The organism is Micromonospora sp. NPDC049891 (assembly GCF_040660295.1).
In the GTDB taxonomy this organism is placed as follows: domain Bacteria; phylum Actinomycetota; class Actinomycetes; order Mycobacteriales; family Micromonosporaceae; genus Micromonospora.
The window spans coordinates 124141-139640 of sequence record NZ_JBFAML010000003.1 but is presented as its reverse complement, the minus strand read 5'-3'; the positions used below and the strand labels follow the sequence as shown (position 1 = coordinate 139640).

At 72.3% G+C, this 15500-nt stretch carries 13 protein-coding genes; 5 read left to right on the top strand and 8 right to left on the bottom strand.

All coding sequences use genetic code 11. The features are described 5' to 3' along the window. From AB0I71_RS06025 to AB0I71_RS06000, 6 genes are all read right to left on the bottom strand, one after another. Nucleotides 1-990 (bottom strand): alpha-ketoacid dehydrogenase subunit beta, encoded by a 990-nt coding sequence (locus AB0I71_RS06025; protein WP_357582138.1) that lies wholly within the window; start codon nt 988-990, stop codon nt 1-3. Continuing rightward, nucleotides 990-2165: a pyruvate dehydrogenase (acetyl-transferring) E1 component subunit alpha gene (gene pdhA / locus AB0I71_RS06020; RefSeq protein WP_357582137.1), complete on the bottom strand. Its 1176-nt coding sequence runs from the start codon at nt 2163-2165 to the stop codon at nt 990-992. Before pdhA ends, AB0I71_RS06025 begins: the two co-directional genes overlap by 1 nt. Before the next feature lie 637 nt (nt 2166-2802). Next, on the bottom strand, nt 2803-3603 hold the full coding sequence (locus AB0I71_RS06015; protein ID WP_357582136.1) for a hypothetical protein: 801 nt from the start codon (nt 3601-3603) through the stop codon (nt 2803-2805). Between the two features lie 129 nt (nt 3604-3732). Then, nucleotides 3733-4953 carry a hypothetical protein gene (locus AB0I71_RS06010; protein WP_357582135.1) on the bottom strand — a complete coding sequence of 407 codons (1221 nt, stop codon included), beginning with the start codon at nt 4951-4953 and terminating at the stop codon, nt 3733-3735. Nucleotides 4954-5005: 52 nt separating this feature from the next. Further along, a complete protein-coding gene (locus AB0I71_RS06005; RefSeq protein WP_357582134.1) occupies nt 5006-6682 on the bottom strand; it encodes a GTPase in 1677 nt (558 codons plus the stop codon). A 5-nt stretch (nt 6683-6687) separates the two neighbouring features. Further along, nucleotides 6688-8553 (bottom strand): GTPase domain-containing protein, encoded by a 1866-nt coding sequence (locus tag AB0I71_RS06000; RefSeq protein WP_357582133.1) that lies wholly within the window; start codon nt 8551-8553, stop codon nt 6688-6690. Nucleotides 8554-8773: 220 nt separating this feature from the next. Between AB0I71_RS06000 and dnaK the strand changes: the two genes are divergently transcribed. The 5 genes from dnaK (at nt 8774) to AB0I71_RS05975 (ending at nt 13629) form a co-directional block, all read left to right on the top strand. After that, nucleotides 8774-10651, top strand: coding sequence for a molecular chaperone DnaK (gene dnaK / locus AB0I71_RS05995; RefSeq protein ID WP_357582132.1), 1878 nt, complete (start codon nt 8774-8776; stop codon nt 10649-10651). A 46-nt stretch (nt 10652-10697) separates the two neighbouring features. Further along, entirely contained in the window at nt 10698-11465 is a 768-nt protein-coding gene (gene grpE, locus AB0I71_RS05990) for a nucleotide exchange factor GrpE (RefSeq protein WP_357582131.1), read from the top strand. Nucleotides 11466-11550: 85 nt separating this feature from the next. Next, nucleotides 11551-12723: a molecular chaperone DnaJ gene (gene dnaJ, locus AB0I71_RS05985; protein WP_357582130.1), complete on the top strand. Its 1173-nt coding sequence runs from the start codon at nt 11551-11553 to the stop codon at nt 12721-12723. A 28-nt stretch (nt 12724-12751) separates the two neighbouring features. Continuing rightward, complete coding sequence (locus tag AB0I71_RS05980; protein WP_164446726.1) at nt 12752-13189, top strand: MerR family transcriptional regulator; 438 nt, start codon at nt 12752-12754, stop codon at nt 13187-13189. Between the two features lie 203 nt (nt 13190-13392). Next, nucleotides 13393-13629, top strand: a complete 237-nt coding sequence (locus tag AB0I71_RS05975; RefSeq protein ID WP_357582129.1) for a hypothetical protein — start codon at nt 13393-13395, stop codon at nt 13627-13629. Between the two features lie 56 nt (nt 13630-13685). Here the strand turns inward: AB0I71_RS05975 and AB0I71_RS05970 are convergent, their stop codons facing one another. Next, nucleotides 13686-14114 (bottom strand): hypothetical protein, encoded by a 429-nt coding sequence (locus AB0I71_RS05970; RefSeq protein WP_357582128.1) that lies wholly within the window; start codon nt 14112-14114, stop codon nt 13686-13688. A gap of 171 nt (nt 14115-14285) precedes the next feature. Further along, nucleotides 14286-15497: a cation:proton antiporter gene (locus AB0I71_RS05965; RefSeq protein ID WP_357582127.1), complete on the bottom strand. Its 1212-nt coding sequence runs from the start codon at nt 15495-15497 to the stop codon at nt 14286-14288. Between the last annotated feature and the right edge of the window lie 3 nt (nt 15498-15500).

Here is a 15500-nt window from a genome sequence, read left to right as displayed (position 1 = left end):
TCACCAGCCGAAGGTGCGGTCGACGGCGTCGAGCACCCGGTCGAGATCGGGAAGGTACTCCTCCTCCACCCGGGCTGCCGGGTAAGGAGTGTCGAAGCCAGTCACCCGCAGCACCGGCGACTCCAGGGAGTAGAAGCACTCCTCGGTGATCCGGGCCGCGATCTCCGCACCCATGCCCAGGTTGCCCGGTGCCTCGTGCACCACCACCGCGCGGCCGGCACGCCGCACCGACTCGTACACCACACCGAGGTCCAGTGGGGAGAGCGTGCGCAGGTCGATGACCTCCAGGTTCCGCCCGTCCTCGGCCGCGGCGGTGGCCGCGTCGAGGCAGGTACGCACCATCGGGCCGTACGCGAGCAGGGTGACGTCGGTGCCGGCCCGCGCGACCCGGGACGAGTGCAGCGGGTACGCCTCGGACAGCGGGTCGTCCAGGTCGACCTGACCCTTCTCCCAGTAACGCCGCTTCGGCTCCAGGAACACGATCGGATCGTCCGAGGCGATGGCCTGCTGGATCATCACGTACGCGTCCTGCGGGTTGGCGCAGGACACCACCTTGAGCCCGGCGGTGTGCGCGAAGTACGCCTCGGGGGACTCCGAGTGGTGCTCCACCGCGCCGATGCCGCCGCCGAACGGGATCCGGATCACCATCGGGATGTTGAGCTTGCCCCGCGACCGGTAGTGCATCTTCGCCACCTGCGACACGATCTGGTCGTACGCCGGGTAGACGAACCCGTCGAACTGGATCTCGCAGACCGGACGGTAGCCCCGGATGGCCAGGCCGACCGCGGTGCCGATGATGCCGGACTCGGCGAGCGGGGTGTCGATCACCCGCTGGTCGCCGAAGTCCTTCTGCAACCCGTCGGTGATCCGGAAGACGCCGCCGAGCTTGCCGACGTCCTCGCCCATGATGACGACCTTCGGGTCGTTCTCCAGTGCCTTGCGCAGGCCGACGTTGAGGGCCTTGCCGAGGGTGAGCGTCTCCGTGGCCATCAGTGCGCGCTCCCCTCGAACGACTCCAGGTACCTGCTGAACTGCACGCGCTGCTCGTCCAGCAGCGGCGATCCGTTGGGGTAGACGTGGTCGAACATGGTGCCCGGCTCCGGGTTCGGCATCGCGAGCACCCGTTCACGCAGGTCCACCGCTTCCCGGCGGGCCTGCTCGTCGACCTCGGTGAAGAAGCCGGCGTCGGCGATCTTCTCCCGCTCCAGGAACGCCTTCATCCGGGCGATCGGGTCCTTGGCCTGCCACGCCTCGACCTCGCTGGCGATGCGGTACCGGGTCGGGTCGTCGGAGGTGGTGTGCGCGCCCATCCGGTAGGTGTACGCCTCGATCAGGCTCGGGCCCTGCCCGTGCCGGGCGTTGTCCAGCGCGTGCCGGGTCACCGCGTACGTCGCCAGCACGTCGTTGCCGTCGACCCGGATGCCCGGGAAGCCGAATCCGGCGGCCCGCCGGTAGAGGGGGATGCGGGTCTGCCGCTCCAGCGGCTCGGAGATGGCGTACTGGTTGTTCTGGCAGAAGAACACCAACGGGGAGTTGAACACGCCGGCCCAGACGAACGCCTCGTTGACGTCACCCTGGCTGGTGGCGCCGTCGCCGAAGTAGGCGATCACCGCCTCGCCGTCGTCGGTGCCGGTCTTGCCGTCCATCGCGACGCCCATGGCGTAGCCGGTCGCGTGCAGGGTCTGCGCCCCGATCACGATCGTGTACATGTTGAACTTGAACTCGTTCGGGTCCCAGCCACCCTGGTCGACCCCGCGGAACAGGCCCAGCGGCATGATCGGGTCGATGCCACGGCAGTAGAGCACGCCGTGCTCGCGGTAGGTGGGGAACGCCATGTCCTGCGTACGCAGCGCGCGGCCGGAACCGACCTGCGCCGCCTCCTGACCGAGCAGGCTCGCCCAGATGCCCAGCTCGCCCTGCCGTTGCAGGGCCGTCGCCTCGGCGTCCAGCTTCCGGACGAGCACCAGGTCGCGGTAGAGGCCGCGGTACTCCTCGTCGGTGAAGTCGACGCGGTACTCGGTGCCGTCCGGGCCGGTCACGCTCTCGATCCGCTCGCCTTCGGGGGTGAGCAGCTGCACCAGCTCCGGATCGCCGGTCGTGGCCTTCCTGGATCGGGGTGCGGCGCGCCGACCGCGCGTGGGGCCCCCGGGGTCGCCCTTTGCCATCCGTCTCTCCCTGTCGTGTCTGCGTCGGCACCGGGGGGTCACCCGGCCGCGCGACTCGTGCGCCCGATCCCGGCTGGTGCCGGGATCGGTTCCTGGCGACCGCGCCTGACCCCGGTGGGGGTTGCCGCGCGGCGTGAGCCGGATTCATGGCCGAACCCGGTTCGGGAGCGCCGACGCCCAGTCGCGCCTACCGCGTGGGTGCGCGGAGGTCGCGGCTGCGCTGCCGCCGTGACTCCAGTTTCGCATCAGAGGTGAGGCGTCCCACACCCCGCCCGCCCCGCATCCGGTGGTCGGCCCGCTTCGTTACCCGAAGTGTCGGACTGTCGGGTCGATCGCCGCGCGACCGATCCGGTGGTGGTTCGTCACCATTCGGCCAGATACGCGTGTCGACACGCGGTGTGGGGTTGGCCGACGCAGAGTCACTGGCCCAGGCTGATCGCGCGGGTCGGATCCAGCTTTCGGCGACCCGCCGGGGTTGCCCATCGGCGGCCCCGGCCAGGGGCGACGACGAGGAGTGCGTGGTGTCCGAACCAGGTGAAGGTCCCGGGACGCCGATCCTCGGCCGGCACCGGGCACCCGGCTACCGGCGCGTGGTGGGTGCGCACCGGGCCGTGCGTACCGCCGGGCCCACCCGGGGTTATCTGCTGACGGTGGCGCTGCTCGCCGGCACGGCCTCGATGCCGGTCCTCGCCGCGATCAGCACCGGCTCCGCGACGGTCGGCAGCACGGCGCTGCCGGACGGCAGCACCCCCTTCATCCCGACGCCCTCCGTCGGTCCGGTGGTGGTGCCGCCACCACCCACCGGTGCTCCGACCGCCACCGTGACCGCGGTGCCCTCGGTCGAGCCGGCGGCACCGCCGGTCAACCCCGTGGTGCCCACGCCGCGGCTGACGACCGTCGGCACACCTGTCGAGCACGCGCCGGCCCGCCGCCCGGGCGTGCCGGCGACCGTACCGGCGCCCCGGCCGCCCACCAGCACACCGGCCCCGCGTCCGGCACCAACCCCGACCCGCACGCCGACCCCGACCCCGACCCCGACCCCGACCCCGACGCCGTCGCCGGCACCGACGAGCGGCTCGCCTACGCCGACCGGGGATCCGGACCCACCCACCGCCTCGGCCGACCCGAGCGACCCGGTCGACCCGACCGCGTCGAACGATCCGCCGACCACCGACCCGAGCCCGTCGAGTGATCCTTCCGCGTCGAGTGACCCGCCGACCACCGGCCCGAGTGCGTCGAGCGCACCCTCCGGGTCCGCCGCCCCGAGCGCTTCAGTGGGTCCGTCGGTGACCCCGGGTGGTGCCGAGCCCACGACGGACTCCTCGCCGACCAGCGCGATCACCGAACCGGCGCTGCCCGGCACGCCCGAGCGCAACGGCAGCGCCCGTCCCCGGGCCCGGATCCGGCTGCGCGACAGGTGCCGGCCCACCGCCGGCACGACGGACGGTGCCGGGCGCGTGGCGGACCGCTGACCTGGAGTGCAGCCGCCGGTCGGCCGGTGCCGGGCTGGTGGCGGCCCGGTGGCCGGGCGCTCAGCCGCCGGTCCGGGCGGGTGGTGGCCTGGCGTTCAGCCGTCGTCGGAGAGGCGGTGCCGGTTGGCCTCGATCCAGGCGTCCAGGGCCGCCGGGTCGTCCGGGTCGATGCCGTCCGCCATCAACTGGGCCACGGCGGCGGTGGCCGGGCTGCGCCGCTCGCCGGTCGCGTAGAGCCGGACGAACTCCGGCACCATCTCCTCGATCGCGGAATCCGTCGCGGCGGCGGCCGACTCGGGCAGCCCGCGCCGACGGGCCGCGTACCCGGCCCAGGCGCGCAGCACCCGGGGCAGCATCGCCGCGTCGTCCATGTCGAGCACCGCCCGTCGGTGCACCCAGTCGAGCAGGAAGAGGCCAGCGACTGTCGGACTCCACCGGAGCGGGTCGGCGTCGGGAAAGGTGGCCGCGTGGTCGAGCAGCAGGCCCAGGCAGAAGTGCAGTGAGGCCAGCTCGGCGCCGTCGACCGCGTCCAGTCCGGCCCGGGCGGCGTCCGGCGAGGCCAGGAAGCGGCGGATCTCCGCGGCCCGTTCGGCGTCGGGCAGCGGGTCGTCGGCCTGCCGGGGTGGTGGCGCGGTCGCGGCCGGCAGGACCGCCAGCCGCGCCCCGACGAGCGCCCGGTCGGTGGCCAGCGAGGCGGCACCGGGCAGCTGACCCAGGTGATCGGTGACGGCCAGGTGCCGGCTCACCTCGTCGCGCATCCGGGTCGGGCTCTCCTCCCGGAACCAGGTCAGCTCGTCTTCGGCGCACAGCTGCCGGACCTGCTCCAGGATCCGGTCCGCCGGGCCGCCGACGAAGACGTCCTTGGTGATGCCGATGTTGTGGTCGATCAGGGCCACGAGGGCGTGTTCCGGCCCTCCCGTGGCGTCGTCATAGGCGAACGTGGCCAGGTAGGAGGTCTGGTCGCCGTACACGTCGCCGTACGCCCAGGTGCCGGTGAGGTGCACCTTGCCGAGCTGCCCGGACCAGGCCGGTGCGGTCGCACCCGGCCGGACCCGGTCCGCGCCGGCCGCGTCCGGCACCAGGGCGGCGAAGACGGCCCGGACCGTCGTCGCGGCGACCGTCCGTCGTCGCGAGGTGGCGGCGAGGAAGCCGCCCACGAAGTCCCGTACCGCCGCCTCCCGGTCCGTCTCGGCGACCTCGTACACGCTGCCCAGCAGTGCCGCACCGAGCATTTCCGCGTCGAAGGCCGAGTCGAGCTTGGTCACGTCGCGTGCGGCGTGCAGCACCGCGTCGTAAGGGGTCTTTGGCGTGGCCATGACCCGACCCTACGCCGATCGTGCGGTGTCCAGGAACGTTCACCGGGCCGGGTCAGCGGTGGCGGGCGACCTCGAGGACGGTGCGTGCGTCGGCGTGCGCGGCGATCACGGTACGCACCGGGGCCAGCACATGCTGCTCGCCGACGCTGGCCACGGCCCGGACCAGCTGCGTCTCCGCCCGCTGGCGGACCCGTCGGGCAGCCCACCTCACCAGCGGACGGGTCAGCGCTGCGACGAGCAGCCCGGCCAGCAACCCACCGAGCAGCAGCAGGGTCGGCACCGGCACCTCACCTACCATCGGGTGCCGCAGCTCCGGCAACCCCAGCGCCCGCATCCCGTAGCCGAGCACCAGCCAGCCCAACCCGGCCACCGCGGCCAGCGTCACCAGCCACTGCACCCCACCGACCAGTCGCCACCAGGTACGGGGCCGGTCCATCCCGAGGTCGGTGCCGGCGAGCGCACCGTCCAGGGCGTCCGGCAGGTCGCCGAGGCGGGACCGGGCCGCCGCGGCCATCGCGTCCGGCCAGGCGTTCGGCAGCCCGGCCCCGGCCCGCTCGGCCACCGTCCGCAGGGCCAGCGCCAGCGCGGACTTGTCGGCCGCGCTGGGCTCGGGTACGGAAGTGGCCGCCAACAGGTTCTCCTCCGGATCACCGCCGGCCCGCCGCTCGGGCAGGTGCAGTCGGCGCAGCGGGTCGGCCCGCAGCCGCCGCCAGAGCCGCATCAACGGCCAGCCGGTGGCCGCTGCGGCACGATGCCGGTACGCCTGCTCGACCGCCTCCACCACCGTCGGCACCCCCGCTGCCGCGCACAGGGCACGATCCAGCGCGGCGACCGCGGGATCGTCCGGGGCGAGCGCGGTGCGGGGCGCGCCGACCATGTCGTCAAGTGCGTCGACGACGGCGTCCACGTCACCGGAGAGACGACGCAGTGCGGCCTGTCGTTCGGCGACGGTGCGCTCCAGCGCCGATCGCAACCGCTCCGGACCGTCCGGGTCCGCCACTGTGGTGGCCAGCAGGGGCACCCCGTCCAGCCCGTCGGCGTCGAGCAGGCGGCGCAGGTCGGCCAGCACCCGGGGCACCTCGGCCGGAGGCAGCCGGTCGGTCTGGTTGAGCACGACCACCGTGACGTCCCGGTGCCTGTGGAACTCGCGCAGGTAGCTGCGGTGCATCACCCGGTCGGCGTACTTCTGCGGGTCGACCACCCAGACCACCAGGTCCACGAGGCCGAGCAGGCGGTCCACCTCCAGCCGGTGCGAGTGCTGGACGGAGTCGAAGTCGGGCAGGTCGAGCAGGATCAGCCCGTGCAGGGTCGACTCGTCGTCACCGTCGAGCAGGCTCTCCCGGACGAACCGGTGGCGGGGGAGCACGCCGAGCCAGTCGAGCAGCCGGGTGCCGCCGTCGAGCGGGCCCCAGACGCAGGCGTGGGTGACACCGGTGGTGGGTCGGCGTACCCCGACGGGTGAGAGGTCCATCCGGGCCATGGCGTTGAACAGGCTCGACTTGCCGCTGCCGGTCGCACCGGCCAACGCGACCACGGTGTGGTCGCGCGACAGGGCCAACCGGGTGCCGGCCCGTTCGACAACTGTTCGTGCCGGCACCAGCGGGGTGTCCGGCAGGTGGCCGTCGACGATGCCGAGGAACCGCCGCACCGCCTCCAGTCTGGCGACCAGTTGGTCGGCGTCCACCCGCCCGTCGGCGATCCGCAGCGCCTCACGGAGGCGCCCGCCCATGCCGGTCACCGCTGCTCCCCATCGGTCACCGGGGCGTCGGCGCCCGCCGTCTGGGCGCTGAGCGCAGGCGCGGCGTCGGCGAAGCCGCTGCGCAGGCGGGCCGCCTCCACCCGTTCGGCCGCCTGGCGCAGCGCCGTCGCGGTGCGGGCCGGCGGCCGGGCCTGCCGGGTCCGCACGAGATAGCGGGTGGCCTCCTCGTCCAGCAGCACCGTCACCCGCTCCAGCAGATCCTCCCGGGCCTTTCGGGCCAGCGTACGCACGGCCTGGTCGCCGAAGATCGCCTGGAGCACCGCCTGTCCGGCGAGGGTGGTGCCGGCCCCGGTGGCGACCTCCAGCCCGGTCGGGATGAAAGCGGTGGAGGCGAAGACCGCGATCATCACGGCCAGCCCGGTGGCGTTGACCGCGTACGCCGCCGTCCGCGCCACGAAGCGTCGGTCGCCGCCCTCGGCCCGGACCAGCTCCAGCACGCCGCGTTGCCAGTCCCGGACCAGCCGCTCGGCGCGCTGCGGCAGGTCGGCGGAATGGTGGGCGAGGTCGGGTTCGAGCAGGGCCGCCCCGGCCGGGTGCGCCTTCCATCCGGTGTACGCGTGCTCGGCCGCCTCGGCGGCCACGCCCCGCAGCAGGGTGACCAGTTGCGACTCGATCGCGTCCCGCAGCTCGACGGCGGGGGCCGGACGGCGGGAGAACGCGGCCATGACCCGGTCCCGCAGCCGGCCGATCCGGGCCTCGAGGGTGCGGAAGATGTCGCTGGTGCCGATGAACTCCTGCCAACGGGCGAGCACCTCGCCACGGAGCAGCCGACCGTCGCGCAGTCCCTGCTCGACGGTCCGGTTCGCGGCCCGGTACGCCGCACGTACCCGGTCGTCCATCGCGTCAGCGGCGGCGACCTGCTCGTCGACGGCGGCGGCCAGGCTCTCGACGGTGGGATGCAGAAGGGCCAGCGCGCCGCCAAGCGTCTGCCGGACCACCGCCGAGCGGGCGTCCGCGTCGGCCGCCAGCCGGGCGAACCAGTCCGCCAGCGGCGCGGTGCTCCGACCCGGGAGCAGGCCCTGCCCGTCGACCCAGGTCTCCGGGAGTACGAACAGCGGTGCCGAGTCGAGACCCTGCTCGGCGAGCATCTCGGCGAGGTGGGTGGCCACCTCGTCGGTCGCCTCGGCGGGCACCCGGTTGAGCACCAGGGCGAGCACCGCACCTCTGGCCCGGGCGCCGTGCAGCAGTTCCCAGGGGACGGCGTCGGCGTAGCGGGCGGCGGTGGTGACGAAGAGCCAGAGGTCGGCGGCGGCGAGCAGCTGGTTGGCCAGCGCCCGGTTGGCGTCGACCACCGAGTCGATGTCGGGTGCGTCCAGGAACGCCAGCCCTGGCGGAAGCGCCGGCGCGGTGACCAGGTGCAGGGTGCGGGGATCGTCGCCGGGCTGATTGGTGCGGGTCAGCCCGGGCAGCAGCTCTCCCCGGCGGAACCAGGCCGAGTCGGCCGGGTTGCAGACCAGGACGGGGGATCGGGTGGTGGGCCGCAGCACCCCGGCAGCGCTGACCCGGGCCTGCACCAGGCTGTTGACCAGTGTCGACTTGCCGGCGCCTGTGGATCCGCCGACCACCACGAGCAGCGGTGCGTCGAGGCGGGCCAGGCGGGGCAGCAGGTAGTCGTCGAGCTGGTCGGCGAGGGAGGCGACGGTACGCGCCGCAGGCTCGGCCGAGGGCAGGGCCAGCGGGAACCGGGCCTCCCCGATCGCGGCACGCAGGCCGGTCAGGGCGTCTGGCAGGGTGTCGTCCCCGGTGGCCGCGGGCCGGTCCTCCCCGGCGCCGGTGGACCCGGTGCGGGCTGCGACGGCGGGCGCGCCGGACAGTGAGGCGGGATCGCCATGCGTCGTCACCGCTAAAGCGTGCCCGACCGACACAAGGTAAGACAACCGGTCAGTAGGACTGACGAGTTGCGTCGATCCGACTCAACCCTGACTTGACGATTCCCGGGGGCGTGGCACTATTGAGTCAAGTTCACTCAACTTGAGGTGGGGGCGCTGTGGGCGGCAACCGCCGCGCAGCGCGACGGGAGGGCCCGTCACCTGCTCAACGTAACGAAGCGAGGAAGCGAAGATGGCACGTGCGGTCGGTATCGACCTCGGCACGACGAACTCCTGCGTCAGCGTTCTGGAGGGCGGTGAGCCCACCGTCATCGCCAACGCTGAGGGCTCGCGGACGACCCCGTCGATCGTCGCGTTCGCCCGTAACGGCGAGGTGCTCGTCGGCGAGGTCGCCAAGCGCCAGGCGGTGACGAACCCGGACCGGACGATCCGCTCGGTCAAGCGGGAGATCGGCACCAACTGGTCCGTCGACATCGACGGCAAGAAGTACACCCCGCAGGAGATCTCGGCCCGGACGCTGATGAAGCTCAAGCGGGACGCCGAGGCCTACCTGGGCGAGCAGATCACCGACGCGGTGATCACCGTCCCGGCGTACTTCAACGACGGCCAGCGTCAGGCCACCAAGGAGGCCGGTGAGATCGCCGGCTTCAACGTGCTGCGGATCGTGAACGAGCCGACCGCGGCCGCGCTGGCGTACGGCCTGGACAAGGGTTCCAAGGAGCAGACCGTTCTGGTCTTCGACCTCGGTGGCGGCACCTTCGACGTGTCGCTGCTGGAGCTTGCCGAGGGCGTCATCGAGGTCAAGTCGACGAGCGGTGACAACCTGCTCGGCGGCGACGACTGGGACCAGCGGATCATCGACCACCTGGTGAAGACCTTCCGGGGCGAGCACGGCATCGACCTGTCGCAGGACAAGATGGCGATGCAGCGCCTCAAGGAGGCCGCCGAGAAGGCCAAGATCGAGCTGTCCGCCGCCACCACCAGCAACATCAACCTGCCGTACATCACCGCCGGTGCCGCCGGCCCGCTGCACCTGGACGTGACGCTCAGCCGGGCCGAGTTCCAGCGGATGACGCAGGATCTGCTGGACCGCTGCAAGGGCCCGTTCGAGCAGGCCGTGAAGGACGCCGGGATCAAGGTCTCGGACGTCGAGCACGTGATCCTCGTCGGTGGCTCGACCCGGATGCCGGCCGTGACCGAGCTGGTCAAGCAGCTCACCGGCCGTGAGCCCAACAAGGGCGTCAACCCGGACGAGGTCGTCGCCGTGGGCGCCGCCCTTCAGGCCGGTGTACTCAAGGGCGAGGTCAAGGACGTCCTGCTGCTCGACGTGACGCCGCTGAGTCTGGGCATCGAGACCAAGGGCGGCATCTTCACCAAGCTCATCGAGCGCAACACCACGATCCCGACCAAGCGGTCCGAGGTGTTCACCACCGCCGACGACAACCAGCCGTCGGTGCTGATCCAGGTCTTCCAGGGCGAGCGTGAGATCGCCGCGTACAACAAGAAGCTCGGCACCTTCGAGCTGACCGGCCTCCCGCCGGCCCCGCGCGGCGTGCCGCAGATCGAGGTCACCTTCGACATCGACGCGAACGGCATCGTCAACGTCCACGCGAAGGACCTGGGCACCGGCAAGGAACAGAAGATGACGATCACCGGTGGCTCCTCGCTGCCGAAGGACGACATCGAGCGGATGCGCCGGGACGCCGAGGAGCACGCGGAGGAGGACAAGCGCCGCCGCGAGGAGGCCGAGACCCGCAACGTGGCCGAGGCCCTGCAGTGGCAGACCGAGAAGTTCCTCGCCGAGAACGGTGAGAAGCTCCCCGCCGAGAACCGCGAGAAGCTCAACGAGGCCCTCGGTGAGCTGCGCGGCGCTCTCGGTGGCAGCGACATCGAGAAGATCAAGTCGGCGCACGAGCGGCTCGCGCAGGTCTCCCAGGAGGCGGGCTCGCTGCTCTACGCCCAGCAGGCCGAGCAGCCCCAGGAGGGCGGCGAGGCCGGTGCCGGTACGGCCGGTGCCGCCGGTGCGACCGGCGGCGCGCAGGCCGGCGGCGCGCGGCCCGGTGCGGACGACGTGGTCGACGCGGAGATCGTGGACGAGGACAAGAAGTGACGGTCCTGGCCACGCGAGCTCACGGGCAGAGGGATGAGGTAGTCGTATGACGGAGAAGCCACGAGCCGCCGACCCGGGTGACACCGGGTCGGCGCCGGGTGGCTCGGCGTCCGAGCCGGCCGCCGGCGACGCGCCGCGGGTCGTCATCCGCAACAACCGCAAGATCAGTCAGATCCGCGAGCCCGACGGTACGGCGGCGGACGCCGGACCGGACGTGCCGGCGGAGGGCCTGGTCGAGGACGCCGAGGTGGTGGTCGACTCGATCGAGGTGGAGGCGAGTGCGCTGAGCGAACCGTCCACCACCGAAGGCCCGCCAGTGGTGGACTCTCCGGCCCGGCCGGTCGGCGAGGCGTCGACCGAGCCGGCTGCCGGCGGGCTGGGTGCCGAGTTGGCGGCGCTCCGCGCCGAGCTGGACGAGCGCACCCGCGACGTGCAGCGGGTGTCGGCCGAGTACGCCAACTACCGCAAGCGGGTCGAGCGCGACCGTGGCCTGGTCACCGAGCAGGCGACCGGCTCCGTACTCGCCGCGCTGCTGCCGATCCTGGACGATCTCGACCGGGCCCGGGAGCACGGCGACCTGGTCGGCCCGTTCGGTTCGGTGGCCGAGCAGCTCATCACCGCGTTGGGCAAGTTCGGGCTGACCCCGTTCGGTGAGCAGGGTGACCCGTTCGACCCGACGCGGCACGAGGCGGTGGCCCACCAGACCTCGGCCGACGTGACCGAGCCGACCTGCGTGCAGGTGATGCGTCGGGGCTACCAGATCGGTGAGCGACTGCTGCGGCCCGCGATGGTCGCGGTCGCCGATCCGGAATAGTGCGCGACGGTGACCCGGCCGCCCCGCTCACCGAGACCCGGTGGGCGGGGCGGACCGGGCCCGGAGGTGGGGAGGAGGTGTACGGGTGAGTTCGAAGGACTGGATCGAGAAGGACTACTACGCGGTCCTGGGCGTGGCGAAGACCGCCCCGGCTGATGAGATCAAGAAGGCGTACCGCAAGCTGGCCCGCGAGTCGCACCCGGACCACAACCCCGGCGACGCCAAGGCCGAGGAACGCTTCAAGGCGGTGTCCGAGGCGTATGCGGTGCTCGGCGACGACGCGAAGCGTCGCGAGTACGACGAGTTGCGCTCGCTGTTCGGCTCGGGCGCGTTCCGGCGTGGTGCCCGCCAGGCGGGCCAGCCGGGCGGTGCGCCGTTCGACGTCTCAGACCTGTTCGGCGGCGCGCAGGCAGGTGGTGGCCGGTTCGCCGGTGGCAACATCTCCGACCTGTTCAGCTCGATCTTCTCCGGCGGAGGGGGTGCCGGCGCGCCGGGTCCGGCCCGGGGTCGCGACGTCGAGACCGAGGTGGCGCTCGACTTCAACGACGCGGTCCGCGGCGTGACCCTGCCGCTGACACTGCGCGCCCCCGGTGTCTGCGACACCTGCCACGGCAACGGCGCCAAGCCCGGCACGCAGCCCCGCACCTGCCCGGTCTGCCACGGCGCCGGAGTCACCAACCGGAACCAGGGCGCGTTCAGCTTCTCCGAGCCCTGCCGTAACTGCCAGGGCGTGGGCACGGTGGTGGACGAGAAGTGCCCGGAGTGCCAGGGCACCGGCGGGGTCACCAAGACCCGGACGCTGAACGTCCGCTTCCCCGCCGGGGTGGCTGACGGCCAGCGGATCCGGCTGGCCGGTCGGGGCGAGCCGGGTGAGCGCGGCGGTCCGGCGGGCGATCTGTTCGTGCATGTGAAGGTCCGGCCGGACGAGGTCTTCGGGCGCACCGGCGACGACCTCACCCTGACCGTGCCGATCACGTTCGCGGAGGCCGTCCTCGGCACCGATCTGCGGGTGCCGACCCTGGACGGCGCGGTGACCCTGCGGGTGCCGCCGGGTACGCCGAGCGGTCGCATCCTGCGGGCCCGGGGAAAGGGTGTCAGCCGCCGGGACGGGCAGAGCGGCGACCTGCTGGTCACCCTCGACGTGGTGGTGCCGGCGCGGGTCTCGGACGAGGCACGGGCCGCTCTGGAGACGTTCGCCGAGCAGACCCCGCCGGCGGCCCGGGAACATCTCGACGCGCGGGTGCGTCGATTCGGTTGATCGGTGAAGCGGTGCGGAGGTGAGCGGGATGGACGGGTTCGTCGGCTCGGATGACCCGGCATACGAGGCCAAGGTGCTGATGATCTCGGTTGCGGCGCGGATGGCGGGCATGCATCCGCAGACGCTGCGCCAGTACGACCGCCTCGGCCTGGTGCAGGCCGGCCGGGCGGCCGGTGGTGGGCGGCGCTACAGCGTTCGGGACGTGGTGCTGTTGCGCGAGGTGCAGCGGCTCAGCCAGGACGACGGTGTCAACCTCGCCGGGATCAAGCGCATCATCGGGCTGGAGCGGCTGCTGGAGCAGGCGCAGCAGCGGGTCGCCCAGCTGGAGGCGGAACTCGACGCCGCGTACCGCCGGATGGCCGAGCTGGAGTCGCTGGCCCGCTTCCCGGGCCGTGATCTCGTTCCCACCAACCAGACCTCGACCGCCCTGGTGGTCTGGCGTCCCCGACGCAGCCCTGGGCGCTGACGCCCGTTTCGGCAAGAGGGGTGTGGCTCCGATCGACGGAGCCGCACCCCTTCTCGCTTCTCCGCGGCCCTCGTGCCCTCGTGGTGGTGGCGGGAGGAACTCGTATTTCCGCAAACCCGAGCGCTGGACGGGTTGTCTCGATTAGCCTTCAGGAATCAGGTCTAAACCATCTCAATCCGGACTCCGATCTGGCGGGGGGAGCCATGACGGAATCGGCGAGGAAGGTGGCCGAGGAGACGGAGCAGCGCCTCGACGACCTGGCGGAGAACGTGCAACACCGGTTCGACCGGCTCACCAAGGGACGCTTCTCCGACCAGATCCAGGCCGGCAGGTTCAGCGGCCGGGGCGATCGGGCCGCCGCGGGCAGCGGTCGGGTCGGTCGTGGTGCCGGCCAGGTGCGCAGCGACCAGCATCGGCGCGAGCGGGGCGGGTCGCGTTGACGATCCGCCGACGTGCGGGCCGGGAGCCACGGGGGGTCCCGGCCCGTTCGGCGCGTTCAGAGCCGGCGGTTCTCCCGCACCAGGCCGCCCTCGCACCACTCCCGGTACACGAAGAGCTCCGGCCGGGTCAGCAGCACCCGACTGTTGTGCGCCCAGTTGCGCATCATCTCGTCGCCGTTCCGCTCGGCCTGGTCCACCAGCTTGCGGAAGCGACGCTTCGGGTGGGCCCGGAAGTTCGTCCGGATTCCGTCGGCGGCGTAGATGTAGAGGCAGTGCAGCGCGAACCGGCGAGCCGGACAACGGGTGTCCATGGCGAGCTCGAACAGCGTTGTCACCAGCCGGTCACCGGAGACCAGCAGGTCCCAGTCGGGCGGCATCGACGTCAATGGGACCGAATCAGGCTGATAAGCCCACGCTCGCAACTCCGCCGGGGTCGGGTCGACGGGGTTGGCGAAGCCGTGGAACGCTGACTCCTGCACGCTCACCGGCCAACCTTCCGCTCTCGCCCGCGGGGGCGTGTGCCCACCGCGAACCCTGGCTGCTGGGGCGACACGTTAACGCGGTACCGGTGAGTACCGGTAGACCCTGCGGGAAGCAATTCGGCATCTCTTGGTTGGCGGGGGTCCTCCGGACGGTCGATTCGGCCGGTCAGGCGCTCACGCCGGGTCCGTCGCGGCCGCAACTCGGGCCCGCTGCGCCGCCGCCCGGGTCCGTAGCCACCGCCGGAACCAGGCGAGGTCGGGCAGTCGGGCCAGCATCGGCCCGGTGACCACCGTGATCAGCACGTACGTCGCGGCGAGCGCCGCCAGTTTCGGCGAGACGCTGCCGGAGGCCACGGCGATTCCGGCGATGACTATGGAGAACTCACCCCTGGGGACCAGGGCCAGGCCGGCGCGCCAGCGACCCGGTTCGGCGATGCCGGCCCGACGGGCGGCCAGGTAGCCGGTGAGCGTCTTGGTCGCCATGGTGACCAGCGCGAGCAGCAGGGCGGGCAGCAGCACCGGCGGAATGTGCCCTGGGTCGGTGGCGAGCCCGAAGAAGACGAAGAACACGGCGGCGAAGAGGTCACGCAGGGGAGTCAGCACTTCGGTGGCGTGGTGGGCGACCGGCCCGGAGAGCGCGATGCCGACCAGGAACGCACCGACGGCGGCCGACACCTGGAGCTTCGCCGCGATTCCCGCCACCAGCAGGGTCAGCCCGAGCACGCCGAGCAGCAGTGCCTCGGCGCTGCCGGCCGAGAGGGCCCGGGAGAGGACACCGCCGTAGCGCAGGGCGATCACCAGCACCGTGATCACGGTCAGCACCGCGACGGCGAGCGAGACGCCGCCCTTGACGAATCCCACTCCAGCCAACAGCGCGGTCAGCAACGGCAGGTAGAAGGCCATCGCCAGGTCCTCGATTACCAGCACGGAGAGGACGACCGGCGTCTCCCGGTTACCGAGCCGGCCCAGGTCGGCCAGGATCTTGGCGATCACCCCTGACGACGAGATCCAGGTGATCCCGCCGAGCACCACCGCGGCCACCCAGCCCCAGCCGAGCAGCAGCGCGAACGCCGCTCCCGGCAGCACGTTGAGCACCGCGTCGAGCAGCCCTGCCGGTGCGGCCGAGCGGAGGTTGCCGAGCAACTCGTCGGCCGAGTACTCCAGGCCGAGCATCACCAGCAGCAGGATCACGCCGATCTCTGCCCCGACGGCGAAGAACTCCTCGCTGGCGTCCAGCTCCAGCACGCCGCCGTGCCCGAACGCCAGCCCCGCCAGCAGGTAGAGCGGGATCGGGGAGAGCCCGAACCGGCGACTGATCCGTCCGAGCAGACCCAGCAGGAACAGCAGCCCGCCAACCTCGATGAGCAGGGTGCTGAAGTCGTGCATCCG